Annotated in this window: 14 protein-coding genes; 6 read left to right on the top strand and 8 right to left on the bottom strand. The window is 44.8% G+C overall.

The window, feature by feature from the left end; all coding sequences use genetic code 11:
• The 5 genes from xseB to ABL924_RS15880 form a co-directional block, all read left to right on the top strand.
• The coding region (gene xseB, locus ABL924_RS15900) for an exodeoxyribonuclease VII small subunit (protein WP_349028081.1) at window positions 1–193 on the top strand (193 nt) is incomplete at its 5' end.
• A gap of 112 nt (window positions 194–305) precedes the next feature.
• Window positions 306–569: a hypothetical protein gene (locus ABL924_RS15895; protein WP_349028080.1), complete on the top strand. Its 264-nt coding sequence runs from the start codon at window positions 306–308 to the stop codon at window positions 567–569.
• 12 nt (window positions 570–581) lie between these two features.
• Complete coding sequence (locus ABL924_RS15890) at window positions 582–1,256, top strand: DUF2786 domain-containing protein (protein ID WP_349028079.1); 675 nt, start codon at window positions 582–584, stop codon at window positions 1,254–1,256.
• Between the two features lie 165 nt (window positions 1,257–1,421).
• On the top strand, window positions 1,422–1,658 hold the full coding sequence (locus ABL924_RS15885; protein ID WP_349028078.1) for a hypothetical protein: 237 nt from the start codon (window positions 1,422–1,424) through the stop codon (window positions 1,656–1,658).
• Window positions 1,627–1,866 carry a hypothetical protein gene (locus ABL924_RS15880; protein ID WP_349028077.1) on the top strand — a complete coding sequence of 80 codons (240 nt, stop codon included), beginning with the start codon at window positions 1,627–1,629 and terminating at the stop codon, window positions 1,864–1,866. Before ABL924_RS15885 ends, ABL924_RS15880 begins: the two co-directional genes overlap by 32 nt.
• 150 nt (window positions 1,867–2,016) lie before the next feature.
• On the opposite strand, the gene ABL924_RS15875 is transcribed toward ABL924_RS15880, so the two are convergent.
• The 6 genes from ABL924_RS15875 to ABL924_RS15850 all read right to left on the bottom strand — a co-directional run bounded on the left by ABL924_RS15875 (window position 2,017) and on the right by ABL924_RS15850 (window position 8,543).
• Window positions 2,017–3,708 (bottom strand): NUDIX hydrolase, encoded by a 1,692-nt coding sequence (locus tag ABL924_RS15875; protein ID WP_349028076.1) that lies wholly within the window; start codon window positions 3,706–3,708, stop codon window positions 2,017–2,019.
• Window positions 3,709–3,815: 107 nt separating this feature from the next.
• Window positions 3,816–4,130: a type II toxin-antitoxin system VapC family toxin gene (locus ABL924_RS15870; protein WP_349028075.1), complete on the bottom strand. Its 315-nt coding sequence runs from the start codon at window positions 4,128–4,130 to the stop codon at window positions 3,816–3,818.
• Window positions 4,127–4,330, bottom strand: coding sequence for a hypothetical protein (locus ABL924_RS15865; RefSeq protein ID WP_349028074.1), 204 nt, complete (start codon window positions 4,328–4,330; stop codon window positions 4,127–4,129). Before ABL924_RS15865 ends, ABL924_RS15870 begins: the two co-directional genes overlap by 4 nt.
• A gap of 11 nt (window positions 4,331–4,341) precedes the next feature.
• Window positions 4,342–5,706: a hypothetical protein gene (locus ABL924_RS15860; RefSeq protein WP_349028073.1), complete on the bottom strand. Its 1,365-nt coding sequence runs from the start codon at window positions 5,704–5,706 to the stop codon at window positions 4,342–4,344.
• A gap of 9 nt (window positions 5,707–5,715) precedes the next feature.
• Complete coding sequence (locus ABL924_RS15855; protein ID WP_349028072.1) at window positions 5,716–7,854, bottom strand: tetratricopeptide repeat protein; 2,139 nt, start codon at window positions 7,852–7,854, stop codon at window positions 5,716–5,718.
• Window positions 7,855–7,916: 62 nt separating this feature from the next.
• The gene (locus tag ABL924_RS15850) at window positions 7,917–8,543 is read right to left on the bottom strand and encodes a hypothetical protein (protein WP_349028071.1); all 627 of its coding nucleotides are present in this window, start codon (window positions 8,541–8,543) and stop codon (window positions 7,917–7,919) included.
• 722 nt (window positions 8,544–9,265) lie between these two features.
• Here ABL924_RS15850 and ABL924_RS15845 point away from each other — a divergent pair.
• On the top strand, window positions 9,266–12,247 hold the full coding sequence (locus tag ABL924_RS15845; RefSeq protein WP_349028070.1) for a hypothetical protein: 2,982 nt from the start codon (window positions 9,266–9,268) through the stop codon (window positions 12,245–12,247).
• 247 nt (window positions 12,248–12,494) lie between these two features.
• Here ABL924_RS15845 and ABL924_RS15840 read toward each other — a convergent pair whose 3' ends face one another.
• Together ABL924_RS15840 and ABL924_RS15835 are read right to left on the bottom strand one after the other, a co-directional pair.
• On the bottom strand, window positions 12,495–12,986 hold the full coding sequence (locus tag ABL924_RS15840; protein ID WP_349028069.1) for a transposase: 492 nt from the start codon (window positions 12,984–12,986) through the stop codon (window positions 12,495–12,497).
• Window positions 12,987–13,147: 161 nt separating this feature from the next.
• Window positions 13,148–13,678 carry a transposase gene (locus ABL924_RS15835; RefSeq protein ID WP_349028068.1) on the bottom strand — a complete coding sequence of 177 codons (531 nt, stop codon included), beginning with the start codon at window positions 13,676–13,678 and terminating at the stop codon, window positions 13,148–13,150.
• Window positions 13,679–14,316 lie beyond the last annotated feature (638 nt).

The raw sequence follows: 14,316 nt of genomic DNA, 5'->3' as shown, positions 1-14,316 counted from the left end.
TAAAGATAACTATAATACCTTAAAACAAATCGCCGAAACGCTCAGGACGCAGCAAGAACCTGATATCGATGCCTTGATCCCGATGGTGGACAGGGCGACTGCGGCTTACAAGGTGTGCAAGGCTAGGATTGACGCAGTTAAACAGGCGTTTTCTGAGAAGGTGCCTACCCAGGACGGCAACCCAGAACCCTGAGGGTTTAGGGTGGGCTGCCATGTTTTGGAAAATGTCCCAGCCGCTTGGGGGTCAATGCACAATGGGCTAAAGTGCTCGGCTAACATAAAATCAGTTTGCAGGATTGTGGGTCGTGGAAAAAGCGGGTTGGCCTTATCTGAAATATTTAGCTTGGCGTGGCCGTGCAACCATCTTTTGCGATTTTCTTTTGCTGGTTTACGGCTGCTGGCTGATGTTCGTCCGTGGCGAACTATGGTTGGGTTCGGGTGTGCTGATTGTCGGGGTATTTTTCGGTGTACTCAGCATGTTTGTCCACAATTTGGCAGTGTCGATGGATAGGGACATCGAAAAAAACAAACAAGAAGTTGAACGCCTGAAAAACGGTGAAGGAAGTTGACAAGGGGTTGGCATGGATGAACCCACCAAGAAAGCGGCCAAGAAGATAGCCAAGTGCCTGGCCTTGGCCCAGTCCGGGAATGCCCATGAAGCGGAGGCGGCACTTAGGCAAGCGAAGGCTTTGATGCTCAAGCACCGTCTGACAGAGGTGGACGCCACAATCAGCGCCGTCAATGAACGCGATTCCAGCACCACAGCAATACAAATTCCGTTTTACGTGTCGGGCTTGGCAAGGACGGTTGGCGACTTTTTTGGCTGCGCTGTCCTGTCATGCCGGAACGGCATTGAAAAAGCGCTGGTGCGTTTTGTTGGGGTTGGCATCAAGCCCGAACTGGCCGGATATACCTTTGAGGTGTTGCAGCGGCAATTAAAAGGTGACCGCCGGCGCTATGTCGCATCCTTGGCCGGGTGCAGCCAGGCCATTAAAAATAAGCGCGGAGATTTGTTTTGTATGGCTTGGTTAGAAAATATTAGAAAGCAAGTCCACCAGTTTGCCAACCCTGCCGACGATGCCATTATTGCCGCCTATATGGAAAGGGAATATGGTGTGCTTCCTTTCGGTAAGGCTAAAATAACGGGCGGTTTCAACCGTTCTGACCATGCCGCCTGGTATGCAGGGCAGGAAGCCGCAGAAAACGTGTCGTTGCACAGGCCTGTCCAGACTAAATCCAACCTCCTGATCAAGTGATTGATGTTGTTGCCACGGGCGGCAAACGCTGCTGCAAATGGTTGGCGCCGTCTTTTTTTTGCGGTGGCCCCTAGCGGTACAAAGATTTTCGTGCGCATTTCAGATATATTGATGCCTACCGGTTAGCCGTCATGACGAATCCACAATACTTATTGAAAAATACAAATGCTTATGAAACCAAACAAGGATAAAACCGATATTCTGCTTTCTGGCGAAAGGGTGTGCCTCGAAACCGGTGTTTTTGAGCTGACGGCCGAAGAGCAGCGCCTCATGATAATACTGCTGATCGCAAATGCACGGGACATGGGCCGCGAAGAACAGGCAACCGCAAACAGCGTGTTGGCGACTTTGCTTAGGAATCAATCGGCCATTGCGCCTTTGCAAAACGCAACCGTGCATTAATGACGGCAATGCTAAGAAGGAACGGAGTGAGCTTGAATCGGAAATCAAACAACTGTCTGAGCAGCGTAACGATTACCTTCGTCAGAAAGTGGTAGCCGATGGCGGCAAAGAAGATTCGCTTGATGCCAAACTTTATGTGGCAATCCGTAATCAGGCTAAGGATAAGGATAAGGATATGGTGTATGGTTCAGACAGTGCTAAATATTAGCTGTTTTGGTTGACACCATCGTTTTAAGACTGTTTTCAAACTTCAGTAAAGAAACGATTTCGGACTATCAGTGTAATGGGTTATATCATAGTTTCAAAGGTGGGAGCAGACTCATAGCGGTCAGTCAATTGAAAGAATACAGAAAGAAAATCATGTGCGATTTTTGTTGATTTCATATCTGACAACAAACCTTATCATCCCAGCGTCTCTTCGCACCAAACCTCTTAAACCTAATGCCAAAAATTTTGGTTCCTTATGCAACCCTTTTTTGTAATTGTCTTCAATTTTTTGGGCATCATCATTATCGGCAATAAACTGGTTTTCATCGAGAGATCGCAAATTCGCAGCAAATTCAAGGGTCAATTTGAATTCTTCGGATTTCTCCTTGATCTTGCCAAAAGCCGTATCAAATTCGGCCCGGCGAACACTGACTGGGATTTTGGTTGATACACTGTCCAGATCGGCTTGTCTGACTGAGAACGAAAACAATTTTTCATCAAAAAATATCAACTCAGGGTTAACCGATAAGCGAAACAAGGTATCCCGTTGATTTTCGATGATTATATCGGTGCTTTTAAGCAAGCCGGAAAGATTTATCAATTCTGACTGAAGGGATTGGTTCTCGCTTATTTGTACCCAACCAAAGGGGTGAAAAGCAACACCCTGTTCAACACCTTTAAAATTAAACCCGCGTAAGTGTGCAGCCAAACCCAGGAGCAAACCCAATTGTCGCTGGGTTAACATAACGCCCAAGGGCTTTTCCTTGCCCAATACGCCCGCCAATATGGGTTCATGAATACCCAAAGGCAAAGTGATACCGTATTTATTCTTTTCAATCACATATCTGTTTGAAAAGCTGTCTGGCAATTTTCTCAGTTCCAAAACCAGTTCATCATGCTTCCCTGTAAAATGGTCAACCAATGCTTTGATATAAGGAAATTTGCCGTCGGCAGTCTGGCCTTTTTGTATCTCGTCCAAAGAAAACCAAACCAAACGCCCGTCGAATTTGATTTTTTCCTGCAAGAAAAGATAACCTTCCAAGGTCAATTCAACCTGGAATATCTCCAAATAATACTCAGTCAGCGCATGGTTAGGGGCAGAACCTTGAATTTGCCGATACGGTCTTAAGCCCCGCCAGGGCTTGAAGGTGTAATGGTCTTCAAAAACCAATTCTGCTTCTTCTCGAAGCTCCCGTTTTAAGGTTTCTTGCAAGGCGTTTTTGACAATTGCGGAGTCAGGCGATTGCAACACTTTCAGCAAAGCCTCTTTATAGGGAATATTGACATCGGTTTGATTTGCCCTGCCGCCTAGCAAACCATAATCACCGGCTGTTATATCAAAGCGTTTCTTAGTGTCTTCGCGTTGAAAAAATAAAATCTTGTTATCTAGCTTTATAATTCCCCAGGAGACATAGATATAACGAATAGGTTGTGCGTTCTTATTACGGTGATTATCTGACCGAGCATTTTCGAATAACCTCAACACATCGCGTTGACGATCTTTCTTGTTGTTGGATATGCTTTGGGTGTTCCAGAAATTTGGCTCAAAAAACTGTGATTCACGATCACCCAATACCGTCAATATTGATGTTGCCATGAGTTGTGCGGGAAATGAGATAAAACACCACTCACCTTTTAGCAAATAATCGGGATTTAATACCGCCAAGGTATCGAGCAGGTTTTCGACAAAAGCAACCGTATAAGTGGCAATCTCATTTTCTATTTGATGTTGTTTAGATAACGCCGCAATCAAATCATCACGCGAAACGCTATAAAAATCGCCTTCTTCTTCGGCGTAACGGGGCAACAGGGGAATTAACGATTGGATTAACTGAGCCGACATTCGCTTGTTATCAGTTATAAGCTTTACCAAACTATATTCAATCCGAATTGGCTATAGTCATCACATTTTCCATCTTTAGAAATTAAAATAAAATCGTTTAATACTGCCTACCAAATCAACATCCTATCGAAAGGGTTTTTATGCGCGAGCCTGGGTAATTGGTAAAACAGAACCGCTTCTTCCGGCGTTAATGCTAATTTTATAAAACCCATATCATCGGCAAGTTTGAGCAAATCTTCGGGCTTACAACCTAGCGTCAACTTGCCCAGCGCGTATTTTAAAGAGATTTCCCAGAAAGTAATAATACTAACAAAGACCTTATTGTCTGTGTTTTCCAAAATAGCAACCGCCTGTTGCCCCAGTTTTTCCGGTTGCCATATCGACCATAAAAAGCTATGCGTATCGAGCAAATAGCTGTTCATGAGCGCAGAAATTCTTCGTCCGACATTTTAAAGTCGTCATTGATCGCAAATTCCACTTTGCCCTTTAGTAATCCTAAAAGCCGTCTTTTAACAGGTTGGTTTTTTAAAGACAAAACAAACTTCAATGTGGCTTCGACTTTATCCAGGGAGGGCGTGTGTATTTCTTTTAATACGGCTTGTTCTATTTCTGCTCTATTCATTGCTTTTCTCGCTATGGAAAACTACGGTTGTAGATATGCCTTGCCAGTTCAAACAAATAAGGCTTTTCAGTGTAATTAAAATTCCCAAACTTGATTTCCAGCAATTTTCTATTTTTGGTGTCTACGTAAGGATTGGATGTAGTAAGCCAAAACATTTGATAAAGCAGCTTCATGAACAGTTCTGTGTCATTTCTGCGAGATGATTTACTTAGCTGTAGGTTATTAGCTAATTCATTGAAGTAAAAGGCATCTTGTATATTCGTATCATTTTTCTTTTCATCGAGCACAATATTTTTAAGGGCAAGATAGGCATCGCTGACGGGAATAGACTTTTCCTTAAACTCCGATTCTGACAAAGCTTTATCGGCAAACAAGTTAAGCAATATCATTTCGTAACCTTGCAACGTATCATCGTCGGAGTTGAACATTGTCCGCAGATTCACGATAAACAAATAAGCGACTATTTTTTCATCCAATTGACCGAACAAGTTTGAATTATGCGTTATCCAGTGTCGTGTGTTTCGCATAATCCAGGCTAATACGGTATCTTTCTTATTTTCATCACGCCGAATATTTTTGGCGGCCTCCCATTCATGGGACAAAGTTCTGATGAACAGTTTATATAAAGCTTTTTTATTTGCCGATTCCAGCAAAGGCAGAAAATTTTCTAATACTTCCAAATAGTTGTATATGTCTTCGGGTTGGACAGATTCGTTTCCTTTTGTGTATTCATTGAAATATAACCTATCAATGGGCAAATTTTTTGCGAATTGACAACCTTCAATAATCCCCCGTCTCAAACGTGAATACGGATTTTCGTAACAATTTTTAACCCATTTCTGCACTTCCGGTGCTGATTTTTCATAAATCTTAGGCGATGCAATTTTTGCTGACTTAAAGGCTTTTTGCGTTTCTCGTGTGTTTTCACCATGGTTGGAGCAAAACAAAATGTGCTGTTTGGGAAAGCCAAGTTCCACCACTAATTCGGTATAAAGATAAAAACCCGCTAGAGTTTTAAGATTTGCAAGTTCCCGATTAAGTAATTGTTCGTTTTCCGTTTCGTCCTCTGGTTTTTTGTAATCCTGAAAAGTTTCCAGTAATGCCAACACATCAGCATTAATTACATCGCCCTTGGAATAAGCGGCTAAATCAATATCGAGAATGATGTAATCAATGTTACCCAGATTCTGCCGAATAAACCCTAAGCCATCCTGAAAGCTCAACTCGATATAAATACCATGAGCTTTCAAATTCCGCTTTAATTCTTGTTTGTGATCTGCAAATTGCAGATCATCAATATTAAGACCACCAAACACTTCAGTTGCCGTAATTTTGGGAGAGCTTTCAAAATCCTCTATCCACAGAAAATAACTCATTGTTCACCTTCATTTTGAGATCAAAAGTTCATCAGGAATACCAAACTCAACGACAAAATCATCTTGCGGCGTGGGTTTGGTAAATGCACTGCCTGTCTTTCGCGCTAAGGCGGATAAAAAAGTGTGCCCCTTATGGCTACCTTTTATTGTCGTGCGCTCACTCCGGATGCTGGGGTTACGGCAAATCAACATCTGATACCCCTCGCGTTCCGCCCATTCCAGCACAACCGCCTGTTTGCTTGCCGATGAATAATACTTGAAAGCGTTCACCAGTATTTCATTGAGCAGTATAGTTAAAAAGGATTCGGTTGCGCCGTATTCCTTAAATTGAATGTCAGCGCGGTCAAAACCGATGAGTTCCAGTTTAAAATAGCGCTGTTCCAGCCAGACAAGGCGTTGTTCCAGTGTGGCCGATTGATTCAATAGCTGCGCGAAACTTTGCTCCCATTCGGCTTGTAATCTTTGTTCCAGATCAAAATAATCTTCGCACCATGTTTTGTAACCTACCTGCTCATCGCACTGGCCATGCGCCTTGGCGTAAGCCATATAATGCTGCTGGATTTTTTCCGTACCGGACTTTGACAGCAAGTGTAGCAAAACCGTATCCAAGGTTTTGCCGAAAACCGTTATCAACCTTCCTGTCCCTTGGGAGTCTTGTTTGATTTTTGTTTTGAGAATATCATCGTCGGTCGAAATCATGCTGAAGATGTCCAGTAAACCCCGCATCGTCTGTGCGGCTTCGGCATACAATTTCACCTGATTGTCGTGGGTGGTATTGTAGATGATCGCATCCAAAGGGCTGCGGAACTTGTGCGCGAACATGGACATCATGTCTTCGAGTTCTCTGTCCTTTTCGTGAAGCTTGAGTTTTAATCTTTTTTTATCTTCATACTCTCTATGAGATTTTTCTGAAAATGACTTGTATACGTTTTTTAGTGTCCTCAATAGTGAGGCTTTATCCGCATCCTTATCTCCCCAGTAAATAATTTCAGCATCCTTAGAAGTGTCATTAAGATATTTTTTTGCCAATTCATGCTCGCTATTTTCAATACAGAAATCGAGTATTAAGGCTGGAAAAAAAGGTTCGTCTTGGTAGATGCGACCATTCCTTAAAATAGATAGTCCGTTCTCAAAATCACCGCAAGCCCAATCGAGATGCTGAGGCGGAATGGATGCCTCAAAGTAGATCGCGTTTAACAACGATGAAACCGCTTTGACTTTTTGCGGATTACTAATTTCTTCATCTGCAAAGTGTTCAATTTCGTCAAAATACTTTTTGGCAAGTTCATCGTTTCGTTCCGATCCTTTTCCGAAAAGCGCGAGGATGCCCGCGCAAAGCAAAGCCTCAAAGGTGTTAGGCTGCTGTTCTAGCTCGTTTTTGCACCAATCAAACGCGTACTGATGGAACTGTTCAATCTCTTCTTTATCCTCCAGTTCAGGAAAAAGTAACTTAAGAGAGCGTTGTTTTAGCAAAGCGAAGGTTGCCGATTGTTTATTCTCAGATGCCCAACGGATGTAGTCGATACCAGCCGCGTATTCAAATTGAGTAGTTTGACCTTCTAGGCAGCTAACACCTAGCCGATCAAGTGCTTTGTCCTTAGTGTCCTCCGTTGCGCCTTCATCTGCCCAATCGCACAGCATATAAGCCCATTCGTACAAAATAAAAGCGAAATCATCACTATGTTCAACTTCTATGCCTTCTGCATAAAGATCACCGAGAGCAATATAAGCATCCCTTATGGCTTTCGAGTAAGTATCATAAGGCATATCTGAGTCAAGATATTCCTCAAGCACTGTATCCGCCATTTCATCGCTTTGTGCTACGCCTCTACCCATTTTATAATAACGGGCTAAGAAAAATTTAGATTGCCTATAGCCTTGGTCTGCCGATTTTTTATACCACGCAAAAGCTTGCTCTGGATTTTTTTCTACGCCAATACCTTTACTGTAGCACTCAGCCAATAAGAATTCGGCTTCGGCTTTCGTAATCCCGCATTCTTCCGCCTTTCCTAGCCATGTTGAGGCGAAGTCTTGATTTTCTGCAGCAGCTTTTACTGCGGTAGGGCTTTCGGTAATTTCCGGTGCTAATGGAGCAAAGCCAATGTTGTCTTGTTGTGTTTGTCCGTTTGAGTTGTTCGTACTGTTCATGCGTTCGTCCTTTGATTTTGTGTTTTTGTTTGTTTGTGTTTGATTAGCAATCGGCGCAAGACTTATTGCTTGTTTCCTGTGTAGTGTGTGCTTGCCGATTGACCGGAATAATTTGAAAAGCCCTTTTCAACCGTTTCGATCTTGACCGGAATATTCAATTCCCTGCCGATTTCTTCCAACAGATTTGTGGCGTTATGTTTATTGACGTGGGTTGTCACGTACCAATCGCCGTAACGACGTTGCGCTTGATATCCGTTAATGTTGGGCGTTTTTGCGATCAATGGAATTGAACTGACCACTTTATTCAACTTAGCTACACGCTCCAAGCCGAACATTTTCAAGGTTTCAAAAAATGTTTCCGCAATGGTCGATTTTTCAATGGTCTTATTTGTCAGTATCACCCTGAGCCGCCCGCCAGATTGCCGGGTACGGTTCTTGGTATTTTTATTTGGTTTGTTGTTCTCAACCAACCTCATGGCTTGGTTCGATTCGTATCGGTTTAATACCGCCTTGATGTCATCCCCTAGGCACTGTAATCTGCGGCAATTATCGTTAATGGCTGCCACTTGCGAAAAATCGCCATTCAGGTTGGCTTCTGCGCCAGCAATCTTGAGATCGTCCGTGGCATGGTTTAGGGCGGCATACAATTCAATGAATTTGGTCGAAACAGCTTCAGGTAATTTTTTCATGGCAACAACTCCGTTTTTTCGTTGGTTCTATTGGGTTTGTAAGGCCAAAATCACAGAATTTTTATGATTTCGCCCGATTTTTAAATATAAAAAAATACGACTGCCTGTTTATTAAGCTGAATTTATTCCGCCGTGAATCTACCTTCACAACATGGGCATAGTATCGGACAATTTTTACGGACTGTAATGGGAGAACTGTGGGAGTTTTTTGACTATTTTTTGAGTGTAAGGTCTGACCATTCCGATAGTCAACATTGGAGATAGGAGATTGTCGGCTTATTGCCGAATTTTTTGCATTCAAAATTTCGTTAGTTTTGAATTAGGAATGTCAGTTATGACACCTCAACAGTATTTCAAACATTTTGCTGATAAAAACTTTTTTTCAAATTCTTGCGACCGTGCTTTTTGAAACGATTGCGGACTGTCAAAATCAAGTGTCAATTCAAAATTGGAAAGGAGAAAACGGAACAAACGGTTGTTTGAAATCTTCAAACCGGACTCTCAACTTAACTGAATGTCGAAAGGCATTCGTTCTCAATTCCATCGAGTTAAAAGGACTAACCATTCGTCCGGATATGCGTAGGACGAATTATCAAGCCGCACTCGGTGACAGGCTCACCACTAACAAGTTTGGCCGCTTAGCTTATGTTGAGCCATATTCCAAGAAGCCCAATTTGCTCACTCGTGCCATAATATTCCCACTTTATTTTCCATAAACCACCATGCCCGAAAAAGACACGCTGAAATATTACAAAGATTCCAGCATGGCCGTCAGGTTTCGTCGTTTATTGCTGGAAGTGGCTATAACCGCATTTGCTGTTATTTCTATCCACAGTGTACTGGAAATAATCAATTATTTCTGGCCTGATGTTGTAAAGGAGATTGCTACATATTTAAACAGCCTTTGGAATGATTCAAAGATAAACTTTGTCGTCCCATGGAAACCTTTAGATTGGGCGATATGGTTTTTTCTGGTTTATGGTGGCTTAAAGTTTCTCAACTTTAGCCGTAAACTCGATTTCGTTCTGTTTTCAGCATTTGATGGTAGCGTGCTTAACCCCATACCCCGTTATACTGGTATATTGCAATGGCATTTGCCCGCGCGAGGCGAAGTCAAAAACGCTTGGGACGCTTTGCATCATTGGATCAAACGCGATGTCGGCACGGGCAGGTGGTCGTTGAATTGGCTTTTTGACGAACCCAAGTTTGAAGACGATCAAACCATCCCATTCGCCTGGACCTTATTGACTGGCCCTAACGGGGTCGGCAAAAGCCAATTGGCGATGGAACTGGCCCGGACATTGGCTCAGCGAGAGTTTTTGGGTGATAGCCAGGACGAAATAACCTGGTTAGACACTATCCGCAACAATTTTTATTTGTGCCGTTGCTGCTTTAATCGGGTGGCATGGTGGCGAAAGACCCCCGACCCTCCTTGGGATGCCGGCTTGCTGAAAAAAGAATTCTTGAATCAAATCGAAAACAATCCGCTAACAAGTTGGCGGCCACGTATGCCGACGCTGTTGTTGCTGGATGACCCAGGTATCAGCGGCACCAAAAATGCCGTTCAAATCCTGCAAAGCCAGCAAAACCATTACTGGTGGCCAGTGCGGTTGTTGGTGATCGACCAATTCATCCCGGCGGATGCTCCAGTGGCTCCCAATACCGACGGTAAAGTCTGGCATCACGAAATCCTCACTGAATGCGAGTTTGAATTTTTTACCCTAAGCGAAGTTAAATTTAATGTACAAGATTTTCGGGTCATAAAATCCGGCTACTTTTGGTTACCGGATAATAACAAACAACTGCAAAAGCAGGATTGCAGTGACCTTCGCCTGTTCCAAGGTATTGACACGGACATTCAACACTATATTGATGCCGTGGAAGGCAATCCCTTATTAACGGCCTTGGCTGTGCTTTGGTTTGCCGCCGACCCTGAACGAACCTTATCCGCCCTGACCAGCGCTAATGCCATCGATGAAGAAGACAAACTCATTCCGCCAGGCAGCCCCGTCCTCACCCGTGTCGTCCATCGTTTGACACAGGTGCGCCTGGAAGAGTTGTACCGTGACCTGGAAGCCATAGAAACTAAACTCAAAATCCCCAAACATAAGCTGTTAAAAGCTCTGGCTTGCGCCACTGTCGCTGATGGCCTTGATTTTGACACCGCAAAAAATCAGCTTGGACTGGAACTCGACAATAAAGAACGGAAATACCTCTTCCCGGAATATGTAGGATCAATCACCCAAATACCGCCAAAACGGCCGTGGCGTATTGGCGAAGTATTCTTTCATAAGGTGGAAGCCGATTGTTTTGCCGATAACAGGCAAGAGCGTAAACACCTGATTGCCTGCGCCTTTCAGGCTAACCCCGGCGGTACCTTGAAAGCCCTGAACCGCAAAGGTTGGCTGGCTGAGGCTGTAGCCGACACGGTAATAAACCTTCCATTACCGCAAAAATTTGAAGATCAAATAGCGCAATTCACCGCTTTTGCCCAGGCCAGTTTATACGGCAAGCCGGAATGCGTACCCAAGGCATTAAATTTATTGGCGACAATTTCCGACGATAAATTAAATGAACTGCTGGCGACCTTAAACCGCATCAGCAAAATATCTCCCCATCCCAGTGCCGTCGTTGCCATTACCGTGTACGACCACATCATCAGCCGCTGGCTCAAACTACAAGAAGACAGCCCGAGGGCAATCCGGGAATGCCTAAGTTATATTAAAACCTGGTTGCCGCGTTTGATGAGGCCACGACCAGAAAATCCGTTGCATCCTTTTTATGAAGCTGCATTTAAAGCATTTTGGGAAGCTGTGATTGCTAGCATAGCCACATTGCCGGATGAAGAAGTCGTGTTTGACTTGCTTTGGGAGATTACGGTTAATAGGGTAATCCTACGTTATCTTAACAAGGACGAAGTAAGCCGTTTAGTTTCCTCTCTTGAACAGCAAACCGTTATCTCGAATAGTCAACCAATAGTATTCAATGAATTCCTTGTGCTTTGGCAAGTCTGGAAACAGGCAGAATTATTAGAAGCGGAGGCCTGTTATGCGGCTGCCAAACACTTTTGCCACCGTGACAGTCACTTAAGCGTATTTCAAAAAGCCCTACTTAGTGCCAGGGCTTGGCAAAATGTAGCTTATGCCCGCTGCCAAACACCAGGGTTGAGGGAGGCGACCGAAGACATCGCCCGCCTGGTGGACCAGGTCGCTTCGCCGTTTCCGGATAACCTTCTCATGCAACAGCAACGTGCGGCAGTTTGGCGGTCTGTGGTTTATGCCCGCAGCGAAACACCAGGGTTGAGGGAGGCGACCGAAGACATCGCCCGCCTGGTGGACCAGGTCGCGGCGCCGTTTCCGGATGACCTTGAGATGCAACAGGAACGGGCGGCAGCTTGGCCGTCTGTGGCTTATGCCCGATACCGGACAGAATCACTACGAGAAACTACGCCTGAGATTATTGCTATTGTTGAAGCGATCGCCCATCCCTTTCCAGACGATGCTGAAATCCAAAATGAACTGGCCAATACTTGGTGTTTAACCGCTTGGGCACACAAGGAAGAAAACCAAATCAAGGCTGCCCTTCACGCCGCCCGTACCTGCCTAGAGTTATGCGATAAATTTCAAAACCATCCTAAAGCAAAGGTATTCGATTTCACCCAGGAAAACGCCTTAAGCTTGCTGAATGAGCTGAACGCCAGATAACAACTTTGATGCTTAGGGATCACCAATTTCGAGTGTCCGCAGTTGGCAGGCACTGAATCTTTCAAATCCGAAGCTAAAAGAATCGTTACAGTCCGCATCACTCCCTGAGTCAGTCCGTCAACATATTTTGACTGAATTTCAGGCCTGTTTTAGCAACGGGAAGCCTCGATGTTCTAGGGCTTTGAGATAGGTTGATTCATTTTAAGGTTTGCCTGTTTGCCAACAACGGAAAATGATGCGAATCCACTTAAACGCCAAAGCATGCACTGCGGCTTGATAGGAACAGCCTTTTGCCCGCTGCTGCCGATAGAATTGGCCCGCCCAGAACGATTTGTTGATCGTCTGCGCCGCCCATTCGGTGAACGTTTGCCCCCAGAAACGTCGGGCACTGCCAGCGCCAATGCACCCAATGTTTTTTGCCACTGCGCTCTGTCACTGGCGCAATACCCGAGTATTTTTGCAAGTCTGCTGCGTTCTGGAAGCGTGACCTGTCTTCACCAAACGCAACAAGCAATCTGGGTGCGAGCGAAGGCCCAGCACCTGGCAAGGCGTCGAATAGAGGGAAATCAGGGTGTTTACTGGCAATACTTTCCGTAGCTTGGTCAAATTTTTTGATCCCCTCCAGGGTAACACTTAACTGTTCAATCAGTACCTGCACCCGAAGCCGGTAAGGAATGATAATGGCATCATCCATCGTCAAGGGCGTTGCTGTTTTTATGGCATCCAATCGGTCTGCCAAAACCTGGGCAAAACGCGTATTATACTGGTGAAAAAAGGTTTACAGGGTGTTTTTCCTGGCACGTTTGGCTTGTATCAGCGTTGGCCATTGTCGAATAAAATCACAAAAAATCGGGGTGTCGATATGGTCAAACCAGTCCAAGACCTGCGGGTAATACTGTTTTAATGCAGTGCGCAAGCGGTTAGTGATACGATTTTTTTCGTCAACCCTCGTCTTCGTTGTTCAACCAGTGTTGCAAGTGCGCGCATTTCCATACTTTGTGGACGCAAGGGTTTAAAGCGATCGGGATGCCGTAAGAGTATATCCACAGCGAACTCGGCATTGGTCGGATCATCTTTTGCCCTACTGGGCGTAAACGCTTGCCGATACTTGGCTAAAGTTAACGGGTTGATTGGACAAATGACAAAACAATCAAATTTTTGTAACGCAGACACAATCGGGCCTTTCGACAATTCAACAGCCACCGCAATCGGTGAACCAAAGCGTTGGATTAAGGATTGCGCCCAGTCATTGATCATTTCAACTTTATGTGGGATGACCGAAAACTCCCGTGTCTCACTGTCTGCTGATTGCACACAAACGTCATGTTTCTTGTCGGCCCAATCAATACCAACAAAGGCGGTAAAAGATTGATTAGTTGTTCGGCGACAATTACCCTGTCCGGTTCGGCCAAGGTAGTTGACGCGGGACAATTAGTGGGGCTCTTCATAACTGACCTCCGGCGTGATAAATTAAACCTAAGGGACATGCCTGCTTGGGATCTGCGAAAGCAATATAGGTGAGCCGATACAACGGCAAGTCCTGAGTATTCGTTAACGATCACAAGCGCACCTGCGAGCTCGAAACTAATGCGGTAAACATCGAATGTTGGACACCATTATTCGTAGTCCGCAGGTGCATGTCCTGCCTTCACTAGCAGCTACCTACCAGCTTGTTTAGTATCACAGAAAACAGGACGGAAGGACTATAAAGACACCACTACCGACCTTCGGCCCGTAAGATTGATGTTATCTTTAGTTCACCAGCCGACTAAAAAGCTCGCCTTCTCCATTTGCGGTATCCCGTTCACCTTACACCTTTCCAGGCCAGGGTTGGCTTTGGCCGCTTGAATGGTCAGGGAGTGGGTTGGCGCTACCAGGACTTGCTTTAAGTTTTCATCTCAACTCAGGTTAAGCCTAATCCGGATCGCAGCCACCAGCAATGATGGTTGGCAGTGTCGTTTTATTTGGGTGCAAGGGCGATGCTGGGTTGCCCACCGCGCTTGATAGCCACCGCAGTTTTATCGTTGATGAGTTTCTCGGTCGCCAACTCTACCGTCCCTTTGTCCAAC

It is taken from the genome of Methyloglobulus sp. (assembly GCF_040079455.1).
Lineage (GTDB): Bacteria > Pseudomonadota > Gammaproteobacteria > Methylococcales > Methylomonadaceae > Methyloglobulus.
Note: the sequence above shows the minus strand (reverse complement) of the source record. Positions and strands in the feature narration are given on the sequence as shown.

Bases quoted from the DNA above. Each gene is read 5' to 3' on its own strand.
- ABL924_RS15870 (WP_349028075.1), bottom strand. From the start codon at position 4,130: ATGAACAGCTATTTGCTCGATACGCATAGCTTTTTATGGTCGATATGG.
- ABL924_RS15890 (WP_349028079.1), top strand. From the start codon at position 582: ATGGATGAACCCACCAAGAAAGCGGCCAAGAAGATAGCCAAGTGCCTG.
- ABL924_RS15845 (WP_349028070.1), top strand. From the start codon at position 9,266: ATGCCCGAAAAAGACACGCTGAAATATTACAAAGATTCCAGCATGGCC.
- ABL924_RS15860 (WP_349028073.1), bottom strand. From the start codon at position 5,706: ATGAGTTATTTTCTGTGGATAGAGGATTTTGAAAGCTCTCCCAAAATT.
- ABL924_RS15865 (WP_349028074.1), bottom strand. From the start codon at position 4,330: ATGAATAGAGCAGAAATAGAACAAGCCGTATTAAAAGAAATACACACG.
- ABL924_RS15875 (WP_349028076.1), bottom strand. From the start codon at position 3,708: ATGTCGGCTCAGTTAATCCAATCGTTAATTCCCCTGTTGCCCCGTTAC.
- ABL924_RS15855 (WP_349028072.1), bottom strand. From the start codon at position 7,854: ATGAACAGTACGAACAACTCAAACGGACAAACACAACAAGACAACATT.
- ABL924_RS15850 (WP_349028071.1), bottom strand. From the start codon at position 8,543: ATGAAAAAATTACCTGAAGCTGTTTCGACCAAATTCATTGAATTGTAT.
- ABL924_RS15885 (WP_349028078.1), top strand. From the start codon at position 1,422: ATGCTTATGAAACCAAACAAGGATAAAACCGATATTCTGCTTTCTGGC.